Consider the following 2,795-nt stretch of genomic DNA (forward strand, 5'->3'; position numbering starts at 1 on the left):
ACTTCGTTCAGTTACGTATTGCTAAGGTTAACGTCAACTGACAGTGGTTCGTACTCAGCACCTGTGCAGCAATATCTGGGCTTCACTGCCGGGCGCTGGTTATGGTCAGTTCGAGCATAAGGCTGACAGCCTCATTGCAAAATTCAAAGAAGCGGGCGGAACGGTCAGAGAGATTGATGTATGAGCAGAGTCACCGCGATTATCTCCGCTCTGGTTATCTGCATCATCGTCTGCCTGTCATGGGCTGTTAATCATTACCGTGATAACGCCATTACCTACAAAGCCCAGCGCGACAAAAATGCCAGAGAACTGAAGCTGGCGAACGCGGCAATTACTGACATGCAGATGCGTCAGCGTGATGTTGCTGCGCTCGATGCAAAATACACGAAGGAGTTAGCTGATGCTAAAGCTGAAAATGATGCTCTGCGTGATGATGTTGCCGCTGGTCGTCGTCGGTTGCACATCAAAGCAGTCTGTCAGTCAGTGCGTGAAGCCACCACCGCCTCCGGCGTGGATAATGCAGCCTCCCCCCGACTGGCAGACACCGCTGAACGGGATTATTTCACCCTCAGAGAGAGGCTGATCACTATGCAAAAACAACTGGAAGGAACCCAGAAGTATATTAATGAGCAGTGCAGATAGAGTTGCCCATATCGATGGGCAACTCATGCAATTATTGTGAGCAATACACACGCGCTTCCAGCGGAGTATAAATGCCTAAAGTAATAAAACCGAGCAATCCATTTACGAATGTTTGCTGGGTTTCTGTTTTAACAACATTTTCTGCGCCGCCACAAATTTTGGCTGCATCGACAGTTTTCTTCTGCCCAATTCCAGAAACGAAGAAATGATGGGTGATGGTTTCCTTTGGTGCTACTGCTGCCGGTTTGTTTTGAACAGTAAACGTCTGTTGAGCACATCCTGTAATAAGCAGGGCCAGCGCAGTAGCGAGTAGCATTTTTTTCATGGTGTTATTCCCGATGCTTTTTGAAGTTCGCAGAATCGTATGTGTAGAAAATTAAACAAACCCTAAACAATGAGTTGAAATTTCATATTGTTAATATTTATTAATGTATGTCAGGTGCGATGAATCGTCATTGTATTCCCGGATTAACTATGTCCACAGCCCTGACGGGGAACTTCTCTGGGAGCGTCCGGGAATAATTAAAACGATGCACACAGGGTTTAGCGCGTACACGTATTGCATTATGCCAACGCCCCGGTGCTGACACGGAAGAAACCGGACGTTATGATTTAGCGTGGAAAGATTTGTGTAGTGTTCTGAATGCTCTCAGTAAATAGTAATGAATTATCAAAGGTATAGTAATATCTTTTATGTTCATGGATATTTGTAACCCATCGGAAAACTCCTGCTTTAGCAAGATTTTCCCTGTATTGCTGAAATGTGATTTCTCTTGATTTCAACCTATCATAGGACGTTTCTATAAGATGCGTGTTTCTTGAGAATTTAACATTTACAACCTTTTTAAGTCCTTTTATTAACACGGTGTTATCGTTTTCTAACACGATGTGAATATTATCTGTGGCTAGATAGTAAATATAATGTGAGACGTTGTGACGTTTTAGTTCAGAATAAAACAATTCACAGTCTAAATCTTTTCGCACTTGATCGAATATTTCTTTAAAAATGGCAACCTGAGCCATTGGTAAAACCTTCCATGTGATACGAGGGCGCGTAGTTTGCATTATCGTTTTTATCGTTTCAATCTGGTCTGACCTCCTTGTGTTTTGTTGATGATTTATGTCAAATATTAGGAATGTTTTCACTTAATAGTATTGGTTGCGTAACAAAGTGCGGTCCTGCTGGCATTCTGGAGGAAATACAACCGACAGATGTATGTAAGGCCAACGTGCTCAAATCTTCATACAGAAAGATTTGAAGTAATATTTTAACCGCTAGATGAAGAGCAAGCGCATGGAGCGACAAAATGAATAAAGAACAATCTGCTGATGATCCCTCCGTGGATCTGATTCGTGTAAAAAATATGCTTAATAGCACCATTTCTATGAGTTACCCTGATGTTGTAATTGCATGTATAGAACATAAGGTGTCTGGAAGCATTCAGAGCAATTGAGGCAGCGTTGGTGAAGCACGATAATAATATGAAGGATTATTCCCTGGTGGTTGACTGATCACCATAACTGCTAATCATTCAAACTATTTAGTCTGTGACAGAGCCAACACGCAGTCTGTCACTGTCAGGAAAGTGGTAAAACTGCAACTCAATTACTGCAATGCCCTCGTAATTAAGTGAATTTACAATATCGTCCTGTTCGGAGGGAAGAACGCGGGATGTTCATTCTTCATCACTTTTAATTGATGTATATGCTCTCTTTCTGACGTTAGTCTCCGACGGCAGGCTTCAATGACCCAGGCTGAGAAATTCCCGGACCCTTTTTGCTCAAGAGCGATGTTAATTTGTTCAATCATTTGGTTAGGAAAGCGGATGTTGCGGGTTGTTGTTCTGCGGGTTCTGTTCTTCGTTGACATGAGGTTGCCCCGTATTCAGTGTCGCTGATTTGTATTGTCTGAAGTTGTTTTTACGTTAAGTTGATGCAGATCAATTAATACGATACCTGCGTCATAATTGATTATTTGACGTGGTTTGATGGCCTCCACGCACGTTGTGATATGTAGATGATAATCATTATCACTTTACGGGTCCTTTCCGGTGAAAAAAAGGTACCAAAAAAAACATCGTCGTGAGTAGTGAACCGTAAGCAGGTGCTGAGTACGAACCACTGTCAGTTGACGTTAACCTTAGCAATACGTT

General features: G+C 42.5%; 4 protein-coding genes and 1 pseudogene. 2 read left to right on the forward strand and 3 right to left on the reverse strand.

The genetic code is table 11. The annotated features are described in order from the left end of the window. Positions 1-180 precede the first annotated feature (180 nt). A complete protein-coding gene (rzpD, locus tag ACTG20_RS21555; protein ID WP_000092275.1) occupies positions 181-642 on the forward strand; it encodes a prophage endopeptidase RzpD in 462 nt (153 codons plus the stop codon). 31 nt (positions 643-673) lie between these two features. On the opposite strand, the gene bor is transcribed toward rzpD, so the two are convergent. Together bor and ACTG20_RS21565 are read right to left on the reverse strand one after the other, a co-directional pair. Further along, positions 674-967, reverse strand: a complete 294-nt coding sequence (bor, locus tag ACTG20_RS21560) for a serum resistance lipoprotein Bor (RefSeq protein WP_000738492.1) — start codon at positions 965-967, stop codon at positions 674-676. Between the two features lie 287 nt (positions 968-1,254). Continuing rightward, positions 1,255-1,707, reverse strand: coding sequence for a DUF1398 domain-containing protein (locus tag ACTG20_RS21565; protein WP_223248938.1), 453 nt, complete (start codon positions 1,705-1,707; stop codon positions 1,255-1,257). A gap of 242 nt (positions 1,708-1,949) precedes the next feature. Here ACTG20_RS21565 and ybcW point away from each other — a divergent pair. After that, positions 1,950-2,154, forward strand: a pseudogene (gene ybcW / locus ACTG20_RS21570) (protein YbcW). A 124-nt stretch (positions 2,155-2,278) separates the two neighbouring features. Here ybcW and ACTG20_RS21575 read toward each other — a convergent pair. Continuing rightward, positions 2,279-2,512 (reverse strand): YlcI/YnfO family protein, encoded by a 234-nt coding sequence (locus tag ACTG20_RS21575; protein ID WP_440008104.1) that lies wholly within the window; start codon positions 2,510-2,512, stop codon positions 2,279-2,281. Positions 2,513-2,795: the final 283 nt, after the last annotated feature.

The organism is Aeromonas sp. 84A, from assembly GCF_051919345.1.
GTDB classification, from domain to species: Bacteria; Pseudomonadota; Gammaproteobacteria; order Enterobacterales; family Aeromonadaceae; genus Aeromonas; species Aeromonas veronii.

Coding starts and splice junctions, on each gene's coding strand:
- ACTG20_RS21565 (WP_223248938.1), bottom strand. CDS start 1,707: ATGCAAACTACGCGCCCTCGTATCACATGGAAGGTTTTACCAATGGCT.
- bor (WP_000738492.1), bottom strand. CDS start 967: ATGAAAAAAATGCTACTCGCTACTGCGCTGGCCCTGCTTATTACAGGA.
- ACTG20_RS21575 (WP_440008104.1), bottom strand. CDS start 2,512: ATGTCAACGAAGAACAGAACCCGCAGAACAACAACCCGCAACATCCGC.
- rzpD (WP_000092275.1), top strand. CDS start 181: ATGAGCAGAGTCACCGCGATTATCTCCGCTCTGGTTATCTGCATCATC.